This window comes from Enterobacter cloacae complex sp. 2015409, from assembly GCF_041365315.1.
In the GTDB taxonomy this organism is placed as follows: Bacteria; Pseudomonadota; Gammaproteobacteria; order Enterobacterales; family Enterobacteriaceae; genus Enterobacter; species Enterobacter pseudoroggenkampii.
The window spans coordinates 25574-48667 of sequence record NZ_JBFTVM010000009.1 but is presented as its reverse complement, the minus strand read 5'-3'; the positions used below and the strand labels follow the sequence as shown (position 1 = coordinate 48667).

General features: G+C 55.2%; 23 protein-coding genes. 9 read left to right on the top strand and 14 right to left on the bottom strand.

Going from position 1 to position 23094, the window contains the following annotated elements:
• Window positions 1-31: 31 nt before the first annotated feature.
• The 6 genes from ACDO57_RS22330 to cpxP form a co-directional block, all read right to left on the bottom strand.
• Window positions 32-1336: an SLC13 family permease gene (locus ACDO57_RS22330; protein WP_370884602.1), complete on the bottom strand. Its 1305-nt coding sequence runs from the start codon at window positions 1334-1336 to the stop codon at window positions 32-34.
• 73 nt (window positions 1337-1409) lie between these two features.
• A complete protein-coding gene (locus ACDO57_RS22325; protein ID WP_032648501.1) occupies window positions 1410-2153 on the bottom strand; it encodes a CDP-diacylglycerol diphosphatase in 744 nt (247 codons plus the stop codon).
• A gap of 108 nt (window positions 2154-2261) precedes the next feature.
• Window positions 2262-3251 (bottom strand): sulfate ABC transporter substrate-binding protein, encoded by a 990-nt coding sequence (locus ACDO57_RS22320; RefSeq protein WP_267217763.1) that lies wholly within the window; start codon window positions 3249-3251, stop codon window positions 2262-2264.
• 210 nt (window positions 3252-3461) lie between these two features.
• A complete protein-coding gene (pfkA, locus tag ACDO57_RS22315) occupies window positions 3462-4424 on the bottom strand; it encodes a 6-phosphofructokinase (RefSeq protein ID WP_023309696.1) in 963 nt (320 codons plus the stop codon).
• A gap of 174 nt (window positions 4425-4598) precedes the next feature.
• On the bottom strand, window positions 4599-5492 hold the full coding sequence (gene fieF / locus ACDO57_RS22310; RefSeq protein WP_024909199.1) for a CDF family cation-efflux transporter FieF: 894 nt from the start codon (window positions 5490-5492) through the stop codon (window positions 4599-4601).
• 153 nt (window positions 5493-5645) lie between these two features.
• Window positions 5646-6152 carry a cell-envelope stress modulator CpxP gene (cpxP, locus tag ACDO57_RS22305; RefSeq protein ID WP_024909200.1) on the bottom strand — a complete coding sequence of 169 codons (507 nt, stop codon included), beginning with the start codon at window positions 6150-6152 and terminating at the stop codon, window positions 5646-5648.
• Between the two features lie 150 nt (window positions 6153-6302).
• On the opposite strand from cpxP, the gene cpxR reads away from it, so the two are divergent.
• Both cpxR and cpxA read left to right on the top strand, forming a co-directional pair.
• The gene (cpxR, locus tag ACDO57_RS22300; protein ID WP_006179159.1) at window positions 6303-7001 is read left to right on the top strand and encodes an envelope stress response regulator transcription factor CpxR; all 699 of its coding nucleotides are present in this window, start codon (window positions 6303-6305) and stop codon (window positions 6999-7001) included.
• Entirely contained in the window at window positions 6998-8371 is a 1374-nt protein-coding gene (cpxA, locus tag ACDO57_RS22295) for an envelope stress sensor histidine kinase CpxA (protein WP_023309731.1), read from the top strand. The genes cpxR and cpxA overlap by 4 nt, the downstream gene beginning before the upstream one ends.
• Window positions 8372-8407: 36 nt before the next feature.
• Here the strand turns inward: cpxA and ACDO57_RS22290 are convergent, their stop codons facing one another.
• The 6 genes from ACDO57_RS22290 to ACDO57_RS22265 all read right to left on the bottom strand — a co-directional run bounded on the left by ACDO57_RS22290 (window position 8408) and on the right by ACDO57_RS22265 (window position 13762).
• Complete coding sequence (locus tag ACDO57_RS22290) at window positions 8408-9658, bottom strand: MFS transporter (RefSeq protein WP_148769973.1); 1251 nt, start codon at window positions 9656-9658, stop codon at window positions 8408-8410.
• A 131-nt stretch (window positions 9659-9789) separates the two neighbouring features.
• Window positions 9790-10743, bottom strand: a complete 954-nt coding sequence (locus ACDO57_RS22285) for a sugar phosphate isomerase/epimerase family protein (RefSeq protein ID WP_370884601.1) — start codon at window positions 10741-10743, stop codon at window positions 9790-9792.
• A 7-nt stretch (window positions 10744-10750) separates the two neighbouring features.
• The gene (locus tag ACDO57_RS22280; protein WP_048989393.1) at window positions 10751-11455 is read right to left on the bottom strand and encodes a UTRA domain-containing protein; all 705 of its coding nucleotides are present in this window, start codon (window positions 11453-11455) and stop codon (window positions 10751-10753) included.
• A 188-nt stretch (window positions 11456-11643) separates the two neighbouring features.
• Entirely contained in the window at window positions 11644-12318 is a 675-nt protein-coding gene (gene yiiM, locus ACDO57_RS22275; RefSeq protein WP_370884600.1) for a 6-hydroxyaminopurine reductase, read from the bottom strand.
• Window positions 12319-12389: 71 nt separating this feature from the next.
• A complete protein-coding gene (gene sodA / locus ACDO57_RS22270) occupies window positions 12390-13010 on the bottom strand; it encodes a superoxide dismutase [Mn] (protein ID WP_370884599.1) in 621 nt (206 codons plus the stop codon).
• Window positions 13011-13213: 203 nt separating this feature from the next.
• Window positions 13214-13762: a helix-turn-helix domain-containing protein gene (locus ACDO57_RS22265; RefSeq protein ID WP_023309744.1), complete on the bottom strand. Its 549-nt coding sequence runs from the start codon at window positions 13760-13762 to the stop codon at window positions 13214-13216.
• Window positions 13763-13864: 102 nt separating this feature from the next.
• Between ACDO57_RS22265 and ACDO57_RS22260 the strand changes: the two genes are divergently transcribed.
• Both ACDO57_RS22260 and ACDO57_RS22255 read left to right on the top strand, forming a co-directional pair.
• Window positions 13865-14524 carry an AzlC family ABC transporter permease gene (locus tag ACDO57_RS22260; protein WP_023333870.1) on the top strand — a complete coding sequence of 220 codons (660 nt, stop codon included), beginning with the start codon at window positions 13865-13867 and terminating at the stop codon, window positions 14522-14524.
• Window positions 14524-14847: an AzlD domain-containing protein gene (locus tag ACDO57_RS22255; RefSeq protein WP_033146957.1), complete on the top strand. Its 324-nt coding sequence runs from the start codon at window positions 14524-14526 to the stop codon at window positions 14845-14847. The genes ACDO57_RS22260 and ACDO57_RS22255 overlap by 1 nt, the downstream gene beginning before the upstream one ends.
• A 39-nt stretch (window positions 14848-14886) precedes the next feature.
• On the opposite strand, the gene ACDO57_RS22250 is transcribed toward ACDO57_RS22255, so the two are convergent.
• The gene (locus ACDO57_RS22250) at window positions 14887-15099 is read right to left on the bottom strand and encodes a DUF1471 domain-containing protein (RefSeq protein ID WP_023309747.1); all 213 of its coding nucleotides are present in this window, start codon (window positions 15097-15099) and stop codon (window positions 14887-14889) included.
• Window positions 15100-15213: 114 nt separating this feature from the next.
• Window positions 15214-16050, bottom strand: a complete 837-nt coding sequence (fdhD, locus tag ACDO57_RS22245; protein ID WP_370884598.1) for a formate dehydrogenase accessory sulfurtransferase FdhD — start codon at window positions 16048-16050, stop codon at window positions 15214-15216.
• A gap of 372 nt (window positions 16051-16422) precedes the next feature.
• Between fdhD and fdnG the strand changes: the two genes are divergently transcribed.
• From fdnG to ACDO57_RS22220, 5 genes are all read left to right on the top strand, one after another.
• Window positions 16423-19473 carry a formate dehydrogenase-N subunit alpha gene (gene fdnG / locus ACDO57_RS22240; protein ID WP_090420837.1) on the top strand — a complete coding sequence of 1017 codons (3051 nt, stop codon included), beginning with the start codon at window positions 16423-16425 and terminating at the stop codon, window positions 19471-19473.
• Between the two features lie 12 nt (window positions 19474-19485).
• A complete protein-coding gene (gene fdxH, locus ACDO57_RS22235; RefSeq protein WP_008501831.1) occupies window positions 19486-20388 on the top strand; it encodes a formate dehydrogenase subunit beta in 903 nt (300 codons plus the stop codon).
• Window positions 20385-21020, top strand: a complete 636-nt coding sequence (gene fdoI / locus ACDO57_RS22230; RefSeq protein ID WP_008501832.1) for a formate dehydrogenase cytochrome b556 subunit — start codon at window positions 20385-20387, stop codon at window positions 21018-21020. The genes fdxH and fdoI overlap by 4 nt, the downstream gene beginning before the upstream one ends.
• On the top strand, window positions 21017-21946 hold the full coding sequence (gene fdhE, locus ACDO57_RS22225) for a formate dehydrogenase accessory protein FdhE (RefSeq protein ID WP_008501833.1): 930 nt from the start codon (window positions 21017-21019) through the stop codon (window positions 21944-21946). Before fdoI ends, fdhE begins: the two co-directional genes overlap by 4 nt.
• Before the next feature lie 219 nt (window positions 21947-22165).
• Window positions 22166-23080, top strand: a complete 915-nt coding sequence (locus ACDO57_RS22220) for an alpha/beta hydrolase (RefSeq protein ID WP_370884597.1) — start codon at window positions 22166-22168, stop codon at window positions 23078-23080.
• Window positions 23081-23094: the final 14 nt, after the last annotated feature.

Here is a 23094-nt window from a genome sequence, read left to right as displayed (position 1 = left end):
GGCGCTTGCGCTTACCCGCCCTACAAAAACGCTACAACTTACCTAACACGCTAAACCACAGATAATCCAGCGGCAGCAGCACCAGATAAGTTGCCACCGCCAGCGCCAGACAAAGCACCATCCCCGCCCTTGCAGGCACCTTCCCGAGCCCCATCGCCACCACAATCGGCGACGCCTGATACGGCAGCAGCGGCGTAGAATAGCCCAGCACCTGAATCATGATCACCGACAGCAGCGGGAAGCCGGTCGCGTCCGAGAAGCTCTGCGCCAGGGTGGTGTAAAGCGCCGGCACGCCGTTGGCGGTCATAATGAAGTTGAGTGCGGTGGTAATACCGGTCAGCGCCAGGAAACTGGTGAACGGTCGGTCTGCATTCAGCGGCATAATGCGGAGCAACGCCTCGCCCACCGCCGTTCCGATACCGGTTTGGGTCACGACGATCGCCAGCCCCAAAATACCGGCAACGTAGATACAGGTGCGCATATTCACCCCCGCAGAAAACTCCTCCCCGGTGATAAAACCTATACGCGGCAGCATAACGATGACCGACGCCGCCAGCCCCGTCCACGCGGGTCCCACGCCGTGCCAGCTCTCCGTCACCCACATCCCCAGCACCACCGCCAGCAGCCAGGCGAGACGCTTTTCGTCCCGCCCCATAGGCTCAGACGGCGCCTGTTCCTTCGGCGGTTTCGGGCTACCGGGAAATAGCCAGCAGATCAGGCCAATCAGGATCAGACCTTTGAGAATGCCCAGCACCGGCGTGTGCAGCAGCAGATACGGGACATAGTTCAGATGGATGCCGTACGAGCCTTCCGCCGCACCGCTCATCACCAGATTAGGGACGTTAGCGGGCAGAATCGTCGCCGAAAGCTGGAAAGTCCCAAACCCTACCGCCAGCGCCAGACCAAACCAGGTGCGGGAGCCGTCGGCGATACCGGCGCGTTTTGCCATCGCCGCGACAATCGGCATCAGCAGCGCAATACGTCCCATGTTCGACGGCATCACAAACGCCAGCGCATAGCTCAGCAGCACCACGCTCGCTACCATTAATACCCAGGAGTCGGTGAGCTTTGACGACAGCGCCCGGGCGGCCCTGTCCGCCAGTCCGGTTTTACGGATCGCCACGCCGAGCACAAAGCCGCTGAATACCAGCCAGAAAGCCGACGAGGCAAAACCGCCGAAGATGACCTCCGGCGGGGCGATTCTGGCGGTCATCGCCGCCGTGAAGAACAGCAGCGCGGTGATGAATTCCGGCAATAGCGACGTCGCCCACAGAACGATGGTGACGCCAACGATCAGTGAGGGTAGCAGCAGAGGATACGTTAACCAGAGCGACATACCTGTCTCCTGTAGAATTTTTCAGCAAGTCTACGGTGACAGGCAGCCCGAGTAAACGCGATTTATGGTGGGGTTACTTCAGGATAGCGCATTGATGATCCTGCAATTCCTCTGCCGACGCGCGGTTGAGCATCAACAGATTGCGCTCGGTCGCCAGCAACACAAACGAGCCATCCGACTGCTGCGCCATCGCCAGGGCAAAGCGCCCCATATGGTCGCGCGCTTCCGGCAGCTCTTCAGCCAGCATTATGAACGGGCTGCGCTGCACCAGTTCATTTTCCGTCACCCGGCGAGCAAGATACTCATGTCCTTCCAGCCCTCCGGGAAGAGGCAGCCACTGGGTGCTGATTTCTCCCTGTGCCGCGTTGAGCTTCTCGCGCACGTCCGGGCGCAGGCAGGAGATATGAATATGGAAATGGTTCTGCGTGCGCCCTGTCGGCGAGTTAATCGTCAGCGAAATGGCGCTGTCAGGCACCTCGGAGCCGCGCTTCAGGGTCATAAAGCTGCGCGACTGCCAGGCCAGCCAGAAAAAGTTCGGAGTATGAGATTCGGTCAAAAGCGGGCTTTCGGTGCCGTTGATGCGGTAGGTTGGCATCAGCAGGTACTGCAGCGGCCCGTTGCGATCTTTAAACACCACGTAGCCTGCATCCGTTTTCACCTGCGCACACGGCGCCGGGTTACGATTCTGGATCTGATTCGGCACACACTGGTCGAGAACGATATGTCGCAACGCATTCGGATTACCCGCTTTCATCCAGTACACGCCGCCAGCGGCAAGGGCGATGACAATGAGGATCAATAAGATAATTTTTTTCACAACGCGTTCCCTGTTTTCAATAGAGGCAAAAGAGTAACGCAAAATGATGACCAAATAAAAAACCCGGCGGATTTCTCACGCCGGGTCACCGTGTCATGGGCTAAGGGGTTAGCGCTGGCTGATCTGGTCGAAGGTGCCGCCGTTAGAGAAGTGCTCTTTCTGCGCTTTGGTCCAGCCACCGAACTCGTCATCAATGGTGAAGAGTTTCAGTTTAGGGAATACGCTTTCGTATTTCTTCGCAACGGCCGGATCGCGTGGACGATAGAAGTTTTTAGCCGCAATTTCCTGGCCTTCTGGCGAGTACAGATACTTCAGGTAGGCTTCTGCTACCGCTTTGGTGCCTTTCTTCTCAACCACTTTATCGACCACGGAGACGGTTGGCTCAGCCAGAATCGATTCGCTTGGGGTCACGATCTCGAACTTGTCTTTACCCAGTTCATTGGTAGCCAGCAGGGCTTCGTTTTCCCATGCGATCAGCACGTCGCCAATCCCGCGCTCGACGAAGGTATTGGTGGCGCCACGCGCGCCGGAGTCCAGCACCTCAACGTTTTTATACAGCGCTTTCACGAATTCCTGCGCTTTGGCCTGGTCGCCATTGTTATGGTGCAGCGCGTAGCCCCATGCGCCCAGGTAGTTCCAGCGAGCGCCGCCAGAGCTTTTCGGGTTAGGCGTGATGACTGACACGCCCGGCTTAATCAGGTCATTCCAGTCATGGATCTGTTTCGGGTTGCCTTTACGTACCAGGAAAACGATGGTCGAGGTGTATGGCGCGGAGTTATCCGGCAGGCGTTTGATCCAGTTTTTGTCGATACGGCCACGCTCGGCGATCGCGTCAACATCGTAGGCCAGCGCCAGGGTCACCACGTCGGCTTCAATCCCGTTGATAACGGAGGTCGCCTGCTTGCCAGAACCACCGTGAGACTGGCGAACCACGACGTTGTCGCCGGTTTCCTGTTTCCAGTGTGCTGCAAACGCTTTGTTGTATTGCTCGTACAGCTCACGCGTCGGGTCGTATGACACGTTCAGTAACTGGATGTCCTTAGCCAGAACGCTGGTCGATGCCAGCAATAATGTTAAACCCACGCCCCATTTATTCATCGCCCAGCTCTCTTGTGTAGTGTTTTGATGAATGCAGCGTGCCAGAAAGCGATTCGCGGATTAAAGAATAAAAAAAGATTGGCTATAACGTAGTGGAATAAAAAAGCGTGCACACATAAAAAAGCCGGGTGGCGGCTTCGCCTTACCCGGCCTACGAACCGTGCTTTTGTAGGCCCGGTAAGCGCAGCGCCACCGGGCAAAAAACGCCGATCAGTACAGTTTTTTCGCGCAGTCCAGCCAGTCACCTTTGAACGGACGCTTCATGTTTTCAATCGCGTCGATGATGTCATGGTGAACCAGTTTTTCGTTCTGAATACCGACGCAGCGGCCGCCGTGACCCTGCAGCAGCAGATCGATAGCGTACGCGCCCATACGGGACGCCAGAATACGGTCGTAAGGGCCTGGAGAACCACCACGCTGGATGTGACCCAGTACGGTCGCGCGGGTTTCGCGTTTGGTTTCGGCTTCGATGTACTTCGCCAGCTCGTCAACGTCACAGATGTGCTCGGTGATAGCCACGATTGCGTGTTTTTTACCCTTCGCGATGCCCGCTTTGATTTCAGCCACTAGATCTTCACGGCTAAATTCGACTTCTGGCACGACGATAAATTCGCAACCGCCCGCAATGGCTGCCGCCAGGGTCAGGTCGCCGCAGTAACGGCCCATCACTTCAACGATAGAGATACGCTGGTGAGAAGACGAGGTATCACGCAGACGGTCAATCGCTTCAACAACGGTACCCAGCGCGGTAAAGAAGCCGATAGTGTAGTCAGTACCTTTGATGTCGTTGTCGATGGTGCCCGGCAGACCGATGCACGGGAAACCCATTTCGGTCAGACGTTTTGCACCCATGTAGGAGCCGTCACCACCGATAACCACCAGGGCGTCCAGGCCGCGTTTCTTCATGTTTTCGATAGCCACTTCACGAACGTGTTCATCACGGAATTCCGGGAAGCGCGCAGAACCGAGGAAAGTACCGCCACGGTTGATCATGTCAGACACGCTGTAACGGTCGAGCTGAACCATACGATCTTCATACAGGCCCAGATAACCGTCATAAACGCCAAAAACTTCCAGGCCTTCCGTCAGCGCTGCACGGACAACACCACGAATTGCCGCGTTCATGCCCGGCGCATCACCGCCGCTTGTCAACACACCGATTTTCTTAATCATGACTACCTCTGAACTTAGGAATGCAAAATTGAAATCTGTTGCCGGAAGAAACTTATCGACCAACGAATACTGCAAATAGTATATCAATCCCTTCCAGCTGAATTGATTCAGGTCAGACCAAATGGCGGTAATTTATACACAAAATGCTGGCCTGGCTCACTTTTTTACAACGAATTACGAAAGCCCAACATGACCGGGTACAACCGAGCAGGGATCCTGGTGAATGATGACGTCTGAACCAGGAAAACGCTGCAAAATCGCCTGCTCGACCTGCTCAGCTATCACGTGAGCCTGAACCAGTGGCAGGTTGTCTTCCATTTCAATGTGAATCTGAATAAAGCGGGTCGGCCCTGACTGCCGCGTTCGAAGATCGTGTGCACCGCTGACGCCGGGCCAGGAGGTCACGATAGAAAAAATTTCATTTCGTTCTGAGTCCGGGAGGGCGCGGTCAAGCAGTGATTGCACCGCTTCATACCCCATCCGCAGGGCGCTATATAAAATATAGATACCAATCCCTAACGCAAACAACGCATCGGCCCGATGCCAGCCATACCAGGCCAGACCGAGCGCAATAAGAATAGCCCCATTCATCATAACATCAGATTGATAATGAAGCATATCTGCCCGTACAGCCTGACTTTGCGTTTTGCGAACAACCCAGCGCTGGAACGTTACCAGAACAAGTGTGCATATAAGCGCGACAATCGTCACAACGACGCCGACGCCGGGATCGTTCATCGGTGTTGGCGAGACGAGATGCTGAATGCCGGTGAGAAACAAGAACAGCGCAGAACCGGATATAAACATGCTTTGCGCCAGCGCGGCCAGCGACTCCGCTTTACCGTGCCCAAAGGTGTGCTCTTCATCCGCTGGCTGCAGCGAGTAACGCACCACCAGCAGGTTGGTCAGCGAGGCGGCAATATCCACCAGCGAGTCCACCAGCGCCGCCAGAATACTGACCGAACCGGTATACCACCACGCGAAAACTTTGATGACCAGCAAGCACGACGCCATTACCGTCGCGGCCATGGCGGCCCGGTTCACCAGTCTTCCATAGGATTGATTCATAAACGCTCCTGTCATGTCATGCCGCTAGTATAACGGAAGCATGTGGAGTCGAAGGATGAATAAACGGTTAACAAATCAGAATGCGGGGCAAAAAAAACCCCCACATCATGTGGGGGAAGACAGGGATGGTGTCTATGGCAAGGAAAACAGGGTTTACTGGTTACTACGGGTACTGCTATTGCTACTGAAAAACGTCGTTTCTGAGCTTCGCTGCATCCGTGCAACCTCACGCAGCTGGTCCATTCGCTGCTGATGTCTGGTGTTCAAAACCGCTTGCTGCTCGGGCGTTAGCAGGTGGAACATCTGGTTGCGGACCTTCGCCATTTCGACCTGGCGGGCAACCTGTTCCTGTGCCATTTTTTCGGCCTGAGCGCGTACAGCGCTTTCGTCAAAATTTTCTGCGGTGACAAGGCGATGCATTGTCTCCATTTCGCTAACATTAACAGGGGGCTGGTCGTGTCTCGCCCTCTGCATCAGATCTCGCATCTGTTGACGCTGATGTTCGGTTAAACTTATGCCGTCAAACATATGGCTTTGGCTGCTGTTCTGCGTTGCGCCCTCTTGTAAGGGACTGTTATCGCTGATGATAGCTTCAGCAGCCTGGCTAAACGCACTGAACGCCAGCGTTGAGGCCATGACGGCAGCGGTAACTTTGCGCATCACTTGCTCCCAAAATCTTTCGTGTCGCGATTCAACGAGAGACAGTCTACGATTCAGGCTGCAAACATGCGTCAGGGGGTGTAAAACAACGTAAAGTCATGGATTAGACAGCCTTGATGTCGTAATTTCTGCCTCGGAGGTATTTAAACAATGAATAAAATCCTGTTAGTTGATGATGACCGAGAGCTCACATCCCTTTTAAAGGAGTTGCTCGACATGGAAGGTTTCAACGTCCTGGTTGCCCATGATGGCGAGCAGGCGCTGAGTCTCCTTGACGACAGCATCGATTTACTTTTGCTCGACGTGATGATGCCGAAGAAAAACGGCATTGATACGTTGAAAGAGCTTCGCCAGACACACCAGACTCCCGTTATCATGCTGACCGCACGCGGCAGCGAACTCGATCGCGTACTCGGCCTTGAGCTGGGCGCGGATGACTATTTACCGAAGCCGTTTAACGACCGCGAACTGGTCGCCCGTATTCGCGCGATCCTGCGTCGTTCCCACTGGAGCGAGCAGCAGCAGAATACCGACAACAGCTCACCTACCCTTGAAGTCGACTCCCTGAGCCTGAACCCGGGCCGTCAGGAAGCGAGCTTTGATGGCCAGACGCTGGAACTGACCGGCACGGAGTTCACCCTGCTGTATCTGCTGGCGCAGCACCTCGGCCAGGTGGTTTCGCGTGAACATTTAAGTCAGGAAGTGCTGGGCAAACGTCTGACCCCGTTTGACCGCGCCATCGACATGCACATCTCTAACCTGCGCCGTAAGCTGCCAGAGCGTAAAGACGGTCACCCATGGTTTAAAACCCTGCGTGGTCGCGGTTATCTGATGGTTTCCGCTTCATGATAGGAAGCTTAACCGCCCGCATCTTCGCCATCTTCTGGCTGACGCTGGCACTGGTTTTAATGCTCGTACTGATGTTGCCAAAACTCGACTCACGCCAGATGACGGAGCTTCTCGACAGCGAGCAACGTCAGGGCGTGATGATCGAGCAGCACGTGGAAGCCGAGCTGGCAAACGACCCGCCGAACGATTTAATGTGGTGGCGCAGATTATTTCGCGCTATCGACAAGTGGGCGCCGCCCGGACAACGCCTGCTGCTGGTGACCAGCGAAGGCCGCGTCATTGGGGCCGATCGCAATGAAATGCAGATTATCCGCAACTTCATTGGCCAGGCGGATAACGCCGATCATCCCCAGAAGAAGAAATATGGCCGCGTAGAAATGGTAGGGCCTTTCTCCGTCAGAGACGGAGAGGATAATTATCAGCTCTACCTGATCCGTCCGGCGAGCAACTCCCAGTCTGATTTTATCAACCTGCTGTTTGACCGCCCTCTCCTGCTGCTGATTGTCACCATGCTGGTCAGCTCGCCGCTGCTGTTATGGCTGGCGTGGAGCCTGGCAAAACCGGCGCGTAAGCTGAAAAATGCCGCCGATGAAGTGGCGCAGGGTAACCTGCGACAACACCCTGAGCTGGAAGCCGGACCGCAGGAATTCCTTGCCGCCGGGACCAGTTTTAACCAGATGGTGAGCGCTCTCGATCGCATGATGACCGCACAGCAACGTCTGCTGTCGGATATCTCGCACGAACTGCGTACCCCGCTTACGCGCCTGCAGCTTGGCACCGCGCTGCTGCGCCGCCGCAGCGGTGAGAGCAAAGAGCTGGAGCGTATTGAAACAGAAGCTCACCGCCTGGACAGCATGATCAACGACCTGCTGGTCATGTCGCGTAATCAGCAGAAAAACGCGCTGGTCAGCGAAACGGTGAAAGCCAATCACCTGTGGCACGAGGTGCTGGACAACGCGGCGTTCGAAGCGGAACAGATGGGTAAATCCTTCACCGTCAACTTCCCACCGGGTCCATGGCCGCTGTACGGTAACCCCAACACGCTGGAAAGCGCGCTGGAGAATATCGTGCGTAATGCCCTGCGCTACTCGCACACGAAGATTGAGGTGGCGTTCTCGGTGGATAAAGACGGGATCACCGTCATTGTCGACGACGACGGTCCTGGCGTCAGCCCGGAAGACCGCGAGCAGATTTTCCGTCCGTTCTATCGTACCGATGAGGCGCGTGACCGGGAATCAGGTGGTACGGGGCTGGGCCTGGCGATTGTGGAAACCGCCATGCAGCAGCACCGTGGCTGGGTGAAAGCCGATGACAGTCCGCTGGGTGGATTGCGATTGACCCTCTGGCTGCCGCTGTATAAACGTTCATAACGCCCTGTCCCCGGCGTTTGCCGGGGACAGCTTACCTTACACCTCCGCGGTGACTGCCGCGCGGTTCTGCTTTTTGATCCGTTTCACCAGCAGCGTTGAGCAGACGAATCCCATCAGGCTGAACGCGATCATCACGCTAAAAACATAGTTGTAGCCTGCGATACCGGTGTGGGTATCCAGCAGCCAGCCATAAAGCGTGTAAGCAAACATGGCGGGCATGTAACCGATGATGCAGCCAAACGCCATTGCCGAGCCGGCATACTCACGCGGGGTGCCTATCTCATCCATCGGCGCGAAGAAAATGGCGCGCTGCGAGAAAATAATCGCTCCAAAACCTAAGGTTGCCGCCATCCCGATATAGACGTTCATCGATTGGTGGGGTAGCTGCATAAAGACAATCATCGCCGCGGCGGCAATCAGGAAGGTCCACTTCAGGTAGACAGTAGGCGATTTTGCCACTTTATCCGCCAGGAAACCGCCCACCGGTCCCCCCACCATTTTCAGGGCATACTGGTTGATAATGCCGTAGGCACCCACCAGCGCAACCGGAAGCATATAGATATCTTTGAGGAAAGGGATAAAGTATGTCAGCCCGCAGTAGGCAGCGTACACGAAGAAAATGCCAAACGCGGCTAGCCAGACGTTGGCGCAGGAGAGGATATGTTTGATCCCCTTGAGCACCTCCATGTTGGCATTCCCCTTTTCGCTGCCTTTGACCTTGTCGTCATCGACAATGAAGTAGGTGATCACCCCTGCGACCAGGGTAATCAGCGTGTAGTATAACAGCCCCGCCTGCATGCCCGCTTTGCCTTCCCCGAAGTGCACAAAGACGAACAGTGCCCCGGAGGCAACAACCACGTCCACCACGCCGCGGCCAGCCTCAAGAAAGCCAAACATACGCCCCTGTTCCTCCTGCGTTCCCAGCAGACGCACCGCTTTCAGCAATACTGGCCAGTAAACTACGTCAGCGAAAAAGGCCATCGCCGCAAAACAGAGCAGATACCCGGTAAATGACGGCAGCGTGGATAAGTAGAGGCCGCACAATCCCACGCCGATTAAACCAAACGGCAGCAGTATTTTTTTAGAGTAACGATCGGCAATATACAGAGAAAGGAACAGGCCCGTTGTCTGGACAATAGTATATACCGTAAAGCTTAAACCAATTTGGGTATTGGTTAATCCCCAGTCATTTTGCATAGGTACATAAAAGACATCTTTCATACTGGAAAGTTTGAATATCGTTCCGCCGCCTAAAATCAAAAAGCAGAGTCGTGCCCATTTATTCATGAACATAATTAACACCCTTAGCGTAGGTTGAGAAAACGTTCTCAATCAGAAAATGAATGCAATAATCCTCAGCCAGCTCAAAATGAAATGGCCTTCATGTTGACGTTCTTTTTTAACGACCTAAATACTAGTCAGATTGTTATAAATTTTTGACACACGTTACGTATATACTGAATTTGAGAAAGGGCGTGATGTTTTTCCTCCGCAAGACGGGTATCTACCATCGTGCTGTCGGGCAATGGGGTATAGCTCGCATTTCGCCACGGTATCCAGGGGTTATTCCCTTCATCGTCGAAACGGAACGCAGGAGCATAATATTCCACCTCTTCTTCTAAGCCAAAAGAGGTGACCTGGGGTTGCTCATCACCTAAAAGTAGTAATCTTTTTAGCATCTCCTCCACAGGTAGATCACCGTATCCGGTACGACAGGCTTCATGCCCCCAACCTTTCCCCTCGTTAATAATCCGCGCATCTTTAATATGCACCTGGGTAATCAAGGGGGCCATAACCTCTAATGCCGCCAGCGGCTCTTCGTTAGCATTAATCATATTGCCAAAGTCGAACAGAATGGAGAGGTTTTTCATCCCGCTGTTTTTCACCAGTGTCACCAGTTCATGGCCCTGTAAATCTTCATGTTGTTCAATAGTAAAACTCAGGCCGCAATCGTCATAACGAGATAAGTACTCAATATCACTGGCAATTTTATCGAGCACGTCTTTCAGATACCCTTCATAACGCGGGTAGAAGCGCACCGAGGTCGCTCCCGTCGCCAGGGCGATACGGATCGCATCATCCAGCGTCGCTTTATCCGAAGCGCTGGTTTCAATATGAATATCCAGATGATAGCCTTGCGCTTTTTCTTTAAACGTGCGTAACTTTTGGTCATTTAATTTTTGCAGGGATTGCGTTTCACCGTCTTCGACATGAATTTTTACCCCTTTTAATTTCTGCTGATACGCTATATCTAACAAATCACCCGGCAATACGCGTTCATAGCGCATATTTAAATGAAACGCGTAGGCGTGCAGATAGAGAGGTATATTTCTCGCACGTTCTGCCAGCCGCACTTTATCAATATTTTTCATTTTCTTCTCATTCATCATGAATAACGAGTTCCACTGATTCAAGGCGCCAGTATTCAAAATCGACCTGCACCACTTTTTTATCCCGTGTCGCTCGGTGTTTTTCCACCAAAATTCCGTAAGTATTCGGTGCCACACCCAGTTCTTTGCAGGCCAGCTCCGGCATATTGACCGGTTTGAAGATCATCTCTTTAATGGTTAAGGTATGACCGAATTCATCTTCCCAGACGCTGGCAAACGACTGGTTCTCCAGTTTATGGATATATCCCGGCGCGGTTTCTGCATCAATATATGACTCGTGGTAAAAGACCTTATGTTCATCGAGCCCACACCATCCTGTTACCCGATAGCAATTCTCAGACGCGGGAAACACCCTCTCAACCTGATGCGGTACGCTCTCCATGCTCTCACGGGATAAATAGCCCCAGGAAGGATTTCGCCCCTGGGCACGGGCTTCCGCATTAAAACTGGAGAGGGATTTTGGGTTATAGATAAAGCGCTTAGCAGAAATAAACCAGCCGCTGCGGTTCTTTCTAAATATCCGTGCACCCACCTCCAGCTCAATCAGCACTTGCCGTAAGGTCATGCGTTTGGCATCCAGCAGTTCGCACAACTCGCGCTCAGACGGTAGCTTCGAGCCAGCCGGTAAGTTTTGTTCACTCAGCCAGCGTTCAAAACGCTCCCTGAGCACATCCACGTAGTTTTTTTCTTTCATTCCACACCATCTGGTTTAAACCAATTTGATCATAAGATATTTGAGCCGGAAGAATTCTCAAGTGTTTTTACATGGCCAACACTTTTTTTGTGGGCCATGTATCAGGAATGAAGCAAGGAAAGGTTGAGTACGGTGTAAAAGAAGGGAGCATCCCCCGTTAGCACGGGGGAGACGAACGAAAGAGAAACCTATTTACCCCATAACCGACGGGCATTGTCTTCAATTTTGTTACTGAGCCGCCGTTTTTGCATGGTGCGCGTCCAGCTGGTCGACAACCCCGCCGCTGACAGCAGGCGGTGATACTGTTCGTCATCAAACGGCATATGCCAGGCAATGGCGCAGGCGTCATAAACAGACACATCGCTCAGGCGTGATGCCAGCTCAAGCGGTGCGTCCGCTGAAACCTGCCCAGCCAGCACCACACGGTACAGCCAGCCGGTTTTACCCGCGTTTTGCATCTGAGCCGACATGTCATGAATGTCGAAATGGTAGTTGAGCTTGAAGCACGGCGAGCGCGGCTGCGTCACCTGAATCAGGGCATCGCCCCAGCGGTAAATATCACCGATAAAGACGTTTTGCTCGGTCAGCCCTTCGGTCGAGAGGTTCTCACCGAACGCGGGCGCGACAAACAGATCCGCCTGTTCGGGGAATTCGGCTTTCCAGTGCTGATAGTGCTCGCGCGGGTAGTGGCACAGCGCGCGCTCGGGCCCGCCGTGGATTTTCTTTTCGGCCTGCTCGTCACCCGCCAGCCCGAGGTCGGTAAGCGTCAGCTCACCGTCGACCTGAATTTTAGCGATGGCGCTCGGGCGACTGCCGTCGTACTCCCTTACCTTGCCTGTAAACACGTTCACCGGGTAATGCATTGCTGCCTCCATTACGCAGATACAAAAAAAGCGAGTCATAAGACTCGCTTCTCACAGGCGTCAACGCAACCTTATTTTTTAGCGGCGAAACGTGCTGTAGCTTCGTCCCAGTTCACCACGTCCCAGAACGCTTTGATGTAGTCCGGGCGACGGTTCTGGAATTTCAGGTAGTAAGCGTGTTCCCACACGTCCAGACCCAGGATTGGGAAGCCGGATGCGCCAGAGATCGCTTCACCCATCAGCGGGGAGTCCTGGTTCGCAGTAGAAACCACCGCCAGTTTGTCACCTTTCAGAACCAGCCACGCCCAGCCAGAGCCGAAACGAGTAGCAGCGGCTTTTTCGAACTCCGCTTTGAAGTTGTCCACGGAACCGAAGTCGCGCTCGATAGCCGCTTTCAGGTCGCCCTGCAGGGTGGTACCGGTTTTCAGGCCTTTCCAGAACAGGCTGTGGTTAGCGTGGCCGCCAGCGTTGTTACGCAGAACGGTTTTCTTGTCCGCTGGCAGCTGGTCCAGCTTGGTGATCAGCTCTTCAACAGGCAGGTTAGCGAACTCTGGCAGGCTTTCCAGCGCGGCGTTCGCGTTGTTCACATAGGTCTGGTGGTGTTTAGTGTGATGGATTTCCATCGTCTGCTTGTCGAAATGCGGTTCCAGTGCGTCGTAGGCATACGGCAGGGATGGCAGTGTATAACTCATAATCCTCTCCATTATTGTCGGGCGGCACAGCTGTTAATGCCGCGTAAGCAGTTGGTTCATTATAGTTAATTAAATGATATTGAAAATGATTATCAATGCCGTAGTTTTTATAAGGTTATTCACATTCTGACAAAAGCCAAAATGGGTAATTCACTCAGGAGGTTAACGGAAGATGCTGCCGCGAAGACGACAGCATTGTCGGGTTAGTTTTGTTCCGCCACCAGCAGCGCGTAAGTGTCTGGCTCCAGGGCTTTAAAGATGTGCGGCTGGTCGGCGGGATAACAAATGTAATCCCCTGCGCCGAGCTCTTCCGCCGCGTCAAGCAGGCCAACCAGCGCCCGTCCCTGCGTGACAATGATATGCTCAACCGAGCCCGGCGGATGCGGCTGTGAAATACGGTCTGCACCCGGCTGGGTCATCAGAAGATAAACATCGCGGCGCGCGCCGGGGGGGCATGCGGCCAGTAAAATAGCCTCGTAATTAGCCTGTCCGGCGACCACTTTCGTCCCTTCACCGCGGCGGATCACCTGTGTGGTCGGCAACTGCGGCTCAAGCAGGCGGGCGAAAGGAATATCCAGCGCCACGCAAAGCGACCACAGCGTTTCCAGGCTAGGGTTACCGTTACCGGACTCCAGCTGGGAAAGGGTGGATTTTGCGATCCCGGCACGGCGGGCAATTTCCGCCAGTGAAAGCCCGGTTCGCAGGCGTTCTCGCACCAGACTTTTGGCGATCAGGCTGATCGGCTGCGTCATATAACGGCCTCTTGTTCTATAAAACGAACGAATCGTTCGTCTTGAAAATCAGTTTCGTTGCGTTCATTATAATGGATACACGTTCGATATGGCTAAAAATGTATGAAGCATCATCTCTCTTGCCTGAAAGGCGACACCATAAAAGCAATTATCCTGGTCTGCCTCGCGGTAGGCGTGGTCGGGATGTCATACGGCTCCCTGGCGATGGCCTACGGTTTCCCGGTCTGGGTACCGTTTGTACTCTCCATCACCGTACTCGCGGGCGCGTCAGAGTTTATGTTTATCGGCATTGTGGCAAGCGGCGGTAATCCACTGGCAGCCGCAGCCGCGGGGTTGCTGGTCAACGCGCGGCACGTGCCGTTTGGCGTGACGGTGCGTGAACTGGTAGGCAAACGCGGTCTGAGCCTGTTGGGCTGCCACATTATGAACGACGAAAGCGTGGTGTTTGGCCTGTCGCAAAAAACCGCCGAGCAGCGGAAGGCCGCCTACTGGCTGTGCGGCTTAGGCGTCGCCATCGTCTGGCCGCTCGGTGCGCTGCTGGGCGCAATGGTTGGCAAACTGTTACCTGACCCGGAAACCATCGGCCTGGACGCGGTATTCCCGGCCATATTACTGGCGCTGGTGGTTCCCGCATTTAAAAACCGTACCACGCTGATCCGCGCCTGCAGCGGGGCCGCGCTTTCACTGGCCGCCGTGCCGTTTGCCCCGGTAGGATTACCGGTGCTGCTCTCTTTACTGGGTCTTGCTGCGAGGAAAAAATAATGGGAAATATGACGTTTTTTATTCTCGGCATCGCCATTTTGTCTGCGGGAACGTATCTGATGCGTCTTGGGGGGGCGAAACTGGGCAGCAGGCTGGCACTGTCAGAACGCTCTCAGGCGCTGCTTTCGGACGCGGCAACAGTGCTGCTTTTTTCCGTGGCGCTGGCGACCACGTTTTATGAGGGCGACCATTTTGCCGGTATGGCGCGCGTGCTGGGCGTGGCGTTTGCGGTGTTTTTGGCCTGGAGAAAGATGCCGTTAATTGTGGTGATCGTGGCGGCGGCAGTGGTAACCGCGCTGCTGCGCGTGGCGGGCATAAACTAAAAAAGCGCCCCGGGGGCGCTCTTTCGACGGTGTGACAGCTTATTTCGTCAGTTCAGCGGTCATGTGTACGCGGTTACCTGAGAACGCCTGGGTAATTTTGTAAGATGACGCGCCGGCTTCCTGAGCCTGAGCCGCGATTTTCGCTTCTGCGCCGTCAATGGTTGACGCGGTTGCGGTCACGGTCTGAGCAGCGAAAGAACCGAAAGAAGTAGCCAGAGCGATTACAGCGACAAAAGTTTTGATGCTTTTCATAATATAAACCCTTTCATTAAGTTGTTTAGGTAAGGCACCGTGCCTTGATGAGATAAATACTAGACCTCATCATGAACAACTAAAAGCGGAAGGATTTGCTATTATTATTCAAAATTATTGATTAAGTGTTAATCGCTGTGGATGGGTATAAATGGTTGCCCTTCCCGGCTTGCAGAAGCCCACCAGCGTCAGGTTACAGCGCTCCGCTACCTCCACCGCCAGCGTGGTCGCCGCCGACACCGCGAACAAAATTTCCACACCGCACATGGCGGACTTTTGCACCATCTCGTAGCTGGCCCGGCTGGAAACGAGCGCCGCGCCCTGCTGCCAGACGTCACTTTCACGCGCCCGGCGCCCCAGCAGCTTATCCAGCGCCACATGGCGGCCAACGTCCTCATGCCCACCGGCAATCTCTCCCGACGGCAACACCCATGCCGCCGCGTGCGTACAGCCGCTCAGCTGGCCGATGGGCTGAACATCGTTCAGGTGCTCAAGCGCATGGTCGAGGTGAGCCAGATTAAAGGTCTGAGTAAACGGCAATGGCGCAACGGCTTTACCAATATCATTGAGTTGCTCAACGCCACAGACGCCGCAGCCGGTACGCCCGGCCAGCGCGCGGCGGCGCTCTTTCAGCCCCATAAAGCGGCGGCTGGAGAGTTCGATTTGCACTTCGAGACCGTTGCAGGCCTGCACCACGTCCATGCCGTAGATCTCTTGCGGATGCTCGATGATGCCTTCCGAGAGGGAAAAACCGATGGCGAACAGCTCAAGATCTTTTGGCGAAGCCATCATCACCACATGCGAGATACCGTTGTAAACGAGCGCAACGGGCACCTCTTCCGCCAGAAAATCCGGCGTGGCATGGGTGATGTGGGGCGGTCTGTGTACCGACAGTTCCACAATGCCCGCAGGCAGTGGTGACGAGTGGGGAGCACGGTTTTGTTTAGACACAGCGGTATTCCTGAACAACCACGGAGGTGAGCCTGCTATTGCAGCATAATCCACAGGCGTTACGCATAGTATGGATCAACTTTTCGACAACCATTCTCCTACTCATTTAGCAGGGGTGCAACCTGCCACCGGCTACACCGCTTTAACATGCAGAGCTGATAATGTGATCAATATCACACTTTATAATCAACATGGTGATAATACGTTCACTTTGTATTAACGCCATTAGAACAGCGGTACCGACAATGTGGTATTCTGATGATATCCCTCGTGGAATTGAGGGATTAACGCAAATTTTTCTCCTTTGCGGTCAATTCTCAACCGCGAAGTTAAAACTACATATGTAAGCAATGTCGAAACAAGGAGTGACCCATGCAGGTCAGCAGAAGGCAGTTCTTTAAGATCTGCGCTGGCGGTATGGCAGGCACCACGGCAGCGGCACTGGGCTTTGCGCCCGGCGTAGCGCTGGCGGAAACGCGGCAGTATAAACTGCTGCGCACCCGTGAAACCCGTAATACCTGTACGTACTGCTCTGTCGGTTGCGGGCTGTTAATGTATAGCCTCGGCGACGGTGCTAAAAACGCCAAAGCGTCTATTTTCCATATCGAAGGCGACCCGGATCATCCGGTCAACCGCGGCGCATTGTGCCCGAAAGGGGCCGGTCTGGTGGACTTTATCCACTCCGAAAGCCGCCTCAAATTCCCTGAATATCGCGCGCCGGGCTCCGACAAATGGCAGCAAATCAGCTGGGAAGAGGCGTTTGATCGCATCGCAAAACACATTAAAGAAGACCGCGATGCCAACTTTGTTGAGAAGAACGCCGACGGCGTTACGGTCAACCGCTGGCTCTCCACCGGGATGCTGTGTGCCTCTGCTTCCAGCAACGAAACCGGTTATTTAACCCAGAAATTTACGCGCGCACTCGGTATGCTCGCGGTCGACAACCAGGCGCGTGTCTGACACGGACCAACGGTAGCAAGTCTTGCTCCAACATTTGGTCGCGGTGCGATGACCAACCACTGGGTCGACATCAAGAACGCCAACCTCATTGTGGTGATGGGCGGTAACGCCGCTGAAGCGCACCCTGTCGGGTTCCGCTGGGCGATGGAAGCCAAAATCCACAACGGTGCGAAACTGATTGTGATCGATCCCCGCTTTACGCGTACTGCGTCAGTGGCGGATTTCTACACCCCTATTCGTTCAGGTACTGACATCACTTTCCTGTCAGGCGTATTGCTGTACCTGATGACCAACGAAAAATACAACCGCGAATACACCGAAGCCTATACCAACGCCAGCCTGATCGTGCGTGAGGATTACCACTTCGAAGATGGCCTGTTCAGCGGTTACGACGCCGAAAAACGCAAGTACGATAAAACCAGCTGGAACTACGAGCTGGATGAGAAAGGCTTTGCGAAGCGCGACACCACCCTGCAACACCCGCGCTGCGTGTGGAACCTGCTGAAAGAGCACGTCTCCCGCTACACGCCGGAGGTTGTCGAAAACATCTGTGGTACGCCGAAGGCGGACTTCCTGAAGGTGTGCGAGCTGATCGCCGAAACCAGCGCGAAGGACAAAACCGCGTCGTTCCTGTACGCCCTCGGCTGGACGCAACACTCCATCGGCGCGCAGAACATCCGTACCATGGCGATGGTTCAGCTCCTGCTCGGCAACATGGGGATGGCAGGCGGCGGCGTGAACGCCCTGCGCGGTCACTCCAACATTCAGGGTCTGACCGACCTCGGCCTGCTGTCTCAAAGCCTGCCGGGTTACATGAACCTGCCAAGCGAGAAACAGACCGATCTGCAAACCTACCTGACGGCCAGTACGCCGAAACCGCTGCTCGAAGGCCAGGTAAACTACTGGGGCAACTATCCGAAGTTCTTCGTCTCCATGATGAAAGCATTCTTCGGCGATAAAGCGACGGCGGAAAACAGCTGGGGCTTTGACTGGCTGCCGAAGTGGGACAAAGGCTACGACGTTCTGCAGTATTTCGAGATGATGCACCAGGGCAAAGTGAACGGCTATCTGTGCCAGGGCTTTAACCCGGTGGCCTCGTTCCCGAACAAGAACAAGGTTGTTGAGTCTCTGTCGAAGCTGAAGTTCCTGGTGACGATTGACCCGCTCAATACCGAGACCTCGACCTTCTGGCAGAATCACGGTGAATCGAACGACGTCGATCCGTCGAAGATTCAGACCGAAGTGTTCCGTCTGCCGTCAACCTGCTTCGCGGAAGAGAACGGGTCTATCGTTAACTCCGGACGCTGGCTGCAGTGGCACTGGAAAGGCGCGGACGCCCCGGGCATCGCCATGAACGACGGCGAGATCCTGGCCGGTATCTTCTTGCGCCTGCGTAAGATGTATGCGGAAGAAGGCGGCGCGAACCCGGAACCGGTCCTGAACATGACCTGGAACTACTCGACGCCGGAAAACCCTGCGCCAGAAGAAGTGGCGATGGAGAGCAACGGTAAGGCGCTGGCGGACGTTATCGACCCGGCCACCGGCACCGTACTAGCGAAGAAAGGCGATCAGCTCAGCACCTTCGCGCACCTGCGCGATGACGGCACGACCTCCAGCGGCTGCTGGATCTTTGCCGGTAGCTGGACGCCGAAGGGCAACCAGATGGCCAACCGCGATAACGCCGATCCGTCGGGCCTCGGCAATACGCTGGGCTGGGCATGGGCATGGCCGCTTAACCGCCGCATCCTCTATAACCGCGCATCCGCTGACCCGCAGGGCAACCCGTGGGATCCGAAGCGTCAGCTTCTGAAGTGGGACGGCGCGAAATGGGGCGGCGTGGATATTCCGGACTACAGCACTGCCGCACCGGGCAGCGACGTTGGGCCGTTTATCATGCAGCCTGAAGGGATGGGACGTCTGTTTGCTATCGATAAGATGGCGGAAGGTCCGTTCCCGGAACACTACGAGCCGTTTGAGACGCCGCTGGGCACCAACCCGCTGCACCCGAACGTGGTCTCTAACCCGGCAGCCCGTATCTTTAAGGGCGATTTCGAAGCGCTGGGTAAAAAAGACAAGTTCCCGTACGTGGGCACCACCTACCGTCTGACCGAGCACTTCCACTACTGGACCAAGCACGCGCTGCTTAACGCCATCGCGCAGCCGGAACAGTTTGTGGAGATCGGCGAGAAGCTGGCGAACAAGCTCGGGATTGCCCATGGCGATACCGTGAAGGTCTCCTCTAACCGCGGCTACATTAAAGCCAAGGCGGTGGTGACCAAGCGTATTCGCACGCTGAACGTTCACGGTCAGCAGGTGGATACCATCGGTATTCCGATTCACTGGGGTTATGAGGGCGTGGCGAAGAAAGGGTTCATTGCGAACACCCTGACGCCGTTCGTCGGTGATGCGAACACGCAGACGCCGGAGTTTAAGGCCTTCCTCGTGAACGTGGAAAAGGTGTAACGGAGACGACTTATGGCTTATCAATCTCAAGACATTATCCGTCGTTCCGCGACTAACGGTTTCACGCCCGCGCCTCAGGCGCGGGACCACCAGCAGGAAGTGGCGAAGCTTATCGACGTGACGACCTGTATCGGCTGTAAAGCTTGTCAGGTGGCCTGCTCTGAGTGGAACGACCTGCGTGACGAAGTGGGTCACAACGTCGGGGTGTACGACAACCCGGCAGACCTGACCGCCAAGTCCTGGACGGTGATGCGTTTCTCGGAAGTGGAGCAGAACGACAAACTGGAATGGCTTATCCGCAAAGACGGCTGTATGCACTGTGCGGATCCGGGCTGCCTGAAGGCATGTCCGTCAGAAGGGGCTATCATTCAGTATGCCAACGGCATCGTCGACTTCCAGTCCGAACAGTGCATCGGCTGCGGCTACTGCATCGCGGGCTGTCCGTTCGACGTACCGCGCCTGAACCCGGAAGACAACCGCGTCTACAAATGCACCCTGTGCGTGGACCGTGTTACCGTCGGCCAGGAGCCTGCATGCGTGAAGACCTGCCCAACCGGCGCGATCCACTTTGGCTCCAAAGAGGATATGAAAACGCTGGCGGCAGAACGCGTGGGCGAGCTGAAGACCCGTGGTTACGACAACGCGGGCCTGTACGATCCGGCCGGGGTTGGCGGTACGCACGTGATGTACGTGCTGCACCACGCCGACAAGCCGAATCTGTATCACGGCCTGCCGGAGAACCCGGAAATCAGCGCCACCGTGAAGTTCTGGAAAGGCATCTGGAAACCGCTGGCAGCGGTGGGCTTTGCTGCCACCTTCGCAGCGAGCATCTTCCACTACGTCGGCGTTGGTCCGAACCGCGCGGAAGAGGAAGACGACAACCTGCATGAAGAGAAAGACGAGGTGCGCAAATGAGAAAACGTGACACCATCGTGCGCTACACCGCGCCGGAACGCATCAACCACTGGGTCACCGCCTTCTGCTTCATGCTGGCGGCGATAAGCGGGCTGGGGTTCTTCTTCCCGTCCTTCAACTGGCTGATGCAGATCATGGGGACACCACAGCTGGCGCGCATCCTGCACCCGTTTGTGGGCGTCATCATGTTTGCGTCGTTCATCATCATGTTTTTCCGTTACTGGCACCATAACCTAATCAATCGGGATGATATCTTTTGGGCGAAGAATATTCGTAAGATCGTCGTCAACGAGGAAGTGGGTGATACCGGGCGTTATAACTTCGGCCAGAAATGCGTATTCTGGGCGGCGATTATCTTCCTGGTCCTGTTGCTGGTGAGCGGCGTGATCATCTGGCGTCCGTACTTTGCGCCTGCTTTCTCAATCCCGGTGATCCGATTCGCGCTGATGCTGCATTCATTTGCCGCAGTGGCGTTAATTGTGGTTATCATGGTGCATATCTACGCCGCCCTTTGGGTGAAAGGCACCATTACCGCGATGGTGGAAGGATGGGTAACCAGTACGTGGGCGAAGAAGCATCACCCGCGCTGGTACCGTGAAGTCCGCCAGAAACAGGAAAAGTCATCTGAATGAGTATTCGCATAATCCCGCAAGATGAGCTGGGGTCGAGCGAGAAACGCACGGCGGATTATATTCCGCCGTTGTTATTCCCCAGACTCAAGAACCTCTACAACCGCCGCGCAGAGCGTCTGCGCGAGCTGGCAGAGAACAACCCGCTGGGCGATTTTCTGCGCTTTGCCGCGCTGGTCGCCCACGCGCAGGAAGTGGTGCTGTACGACCATCCCCTGCAAATGGACCTGACCGCGCGCATCAAAGAAGCCAACGCGCAGGGTAAGCCGCCGCTGGACATTCACGTCCTGCCGCGCGACAAGCACTGGCAGAAGCTGCTGCATTCGCTGATTGCCGAGCTTAAACCCGAGATGAGCGGTACCGCGCTGGCGGTCATTGAGAATCTGGAAAAAGCGTCCGAACAAGAGCTGGAAGAGATGGCGAGCGCGCTGTTTGCCTCTGACTTCTCGCTGGTGAGCAGCGATAAAGCGCCGTTTATCTGGGCTGCCCTGTCGCTCTACTGGGCGCAAATGGCAAGCCTGATCCCAGGTAAAGCGCGCGCCGAATACGGCGAAGCGCGCCAGTTCTGCCCGGTCTGCGGCTCCATGCCGGTATCGAGCATGGTGCAAATCGGCACCACTCAGGGGCTGCGCTACCTGCACTGCAACCTGTGTGAAACCGAGTGGCACGTGGTGCGCATCAAGTGCAGCAACTGCGAACAGACCCGCGATCTGAACTACTGGTCGCTGGAAAATGAAGACGCGGCGGTGAAAGCCGAAAGCTGCGGCGACTGCGGCACTTACCTGAAGATTCTGTATCAGGAAAAAGACCCGAAAGTCGAAGCGGTGGCCGACGATCTTGCCTCGCTGATTCTGGACGCGAAGATGGAGCAGGAGGGCTTTGCCCGCAGCTCGATCAACCCGTTCCTGTTCCCGGGTGAAGGGGAGTAATTCCCTGTGACAGTGCCGGGCAGCGCGTGCTTGCCCGGCCTGTAATTCGACAGCAGTAGCCGCCGTCTTTCATGCCAGATACTCTCTATTCTCGTTGAGAGACGCGTTATCGCCTTTGCGAGGCGCTTTCCAGCTTGTTGCCCTCAACAATATTCTTGTTTTCTTTTGAATCAAACCAGGCTATAAAACTGTTCATCCATACAGTAAAAGGGAATTTTCATGGCGCTGGAACAGGGTATTGCACAACTGGTTCAGGGATTTATCGCTGCAGGTCGACCCTCGTCACGTCGCCAGAGCATTGAGGTGCGACGAGCAGGCTATATTGCCAGCACGGGGCTTGCCGGGGAGACCGAAACGCGCGTACAGGTGGAGACGCTTGTTCTTGAGGGTCTTACCATTCGGGTATTTTCACCTCTCAATGCACCTGAAATATTGCCTGCAACCATCTACTATCACGGCGGATGCTTTATCAGCGGCGGCTTTGATACCCATGACAACCAACTTCGTCAGTTAGCCTGCTACAGTAACTGCCGGGTGATTGCGATTCAGTACAGGCTGGCGCCGGAGCATACCTTCCCCGCCGCACATGACGATGCGGAAAGAGGTGCCGATCTGGTCTGGCACTATGCGGACAAATTGGGCGTGGATAAAAACCGGATCACCCTTTGCGGAGACAGCGCAGGGGGACATCTTGCGCTGGTAACGGCGCTGCGGCTTAAGGTTAAAGGGCTGTGGCAACCTGCGCAGCTTATTCTTATCTACCCCATGCTCGACGCCACGGCCAGTTTTGAAAGCTATGCACTCAATGGCACGGATTACATCATCACCCGCGATACCCTGCTCAGTGGGTATGAAATGTACCTCGCTGACACCGACCGCCAGCACCCCGAAGCAAGTCCGCTGTGGCGCGATGATTTTTACGGTCTTCCGCCTGTGCACGTTATTACCGCAGAGTACGATCCGCTCTGCGATGAGGGCGAAATGTTGTTCCAGCATCTGACGGAGCAGGGTGTGAAGTGTACCGCTCAGCGCTGGCTGGGCGTCATCCATGGCTTCTTTCAGCTTGGCGGCATCAGCCAGTCAGCGCGAGATGTTATGCGGGATATCGCCGGGCGAATTCAGCACGCCCGGTAAGAGTGAACAGGAGA